General features: G+C 67.4%; 1 protein-coding gene. It reads left to right on the forward strand.

Translation table 11 applies throughout. The features are described 5' to 3' along the window. Positions 1–988 (forward strand): ketol-acid reductoisomerase (ilvC, locus tag JK361_RS40600; protein ID WP_236054682.1); only part of this gene is annotated, 988 nt, incomplete at both ends.

The following is a 988-nucleotide window of genomic DNA, read 5'->3' on the forward strand; positions in this document are numbered from 1 at the left end:
TGGCCGAGCTGTTCTACGACGCCGACGCCGACCTGTCCATCATCCAGGGCCGCAAGGTCGCGGTCATCGGCTACGGCAGCCAGGGCCACGCCCACGCGCTGTCGCTGCGTGACTCGGGTGTCGACGTCCGTGTCGGTCTGCACGAGGGCTCCAGGTCCAAGGCGAAGGCCGAGGAGCAGGGCCTGCGTGTGGTGACGCCGGCCGAGGCGGCCGCCGAGGCCGACGTCATCATGATCCTGGTCCCGGACCCGATCCAGGCCCAGGTCTACGAGGAGTCCGTCAAGGACAACCTCCAGGACGGCGACGCGCTGTTCTTCGGTCACGGCCTGAACATCCGCTACGGCTTCATCAAGCCCCCGGCCGGTGTGGACGTCTGCATGGTCGCCCCGAAGGGCCCGGGTCACCTGGTGCGCCGCCAGTACGAGGAGGGCCGTGGTGTTCCGTGCATCGCGGCGGTGGAGCAGGACGCCTCCGGCAACGCCTTCGCGCTGGCCCTGTCGTACGCCAAGGGCATCGGCGGCACCCGGGCCGGTGTCATCAAGACCACGTTCACCGAGGAGACCGAGACGGACCTCTTCGGTGAGCAGGCCGTGCTGTGCGGTGGCACCGCGGCCCTGGTCAAGGCGGGCTTCGAGACCCTGGTGGAGGCCGGCTACCAGCCGGAGATCGCCTACTTCGAGTGCCTGCACGAGCTGAAGCTGATCGTCGACCTCATGTACGAGGGCGGTCTGGAGAAGATGCGCTGGTCCGTCTCCGAGACCGCCGAGTGGGGCGACTACGTCACCGGTCCGCGGATCATCACGGACGCCACCAAGGCCGAGATGAAGCAGGTCCTCGCCGAGATCCAGGACGGCACGTTCGCCAGGAACTGGATGGACGAGTACCACGGCGGCCTGAAGAAGTACAACGAGTACAAGCAGCAGGACTCCGAGCACCTGCTGGAGACCACCGGCAAGCAGCTGCGCAAGCTGATGAGCTGGGTCGACGA

Origin of the sequence: Streptomyces musisoli (assembly GCF_016741855.1) — a bacterium.
GTDB lineage: Bacteria > Actinomycetota > Actinomycetes > Streptomycetales > Streptomycetaceae > Streptomyces > Streptomyces musisoli.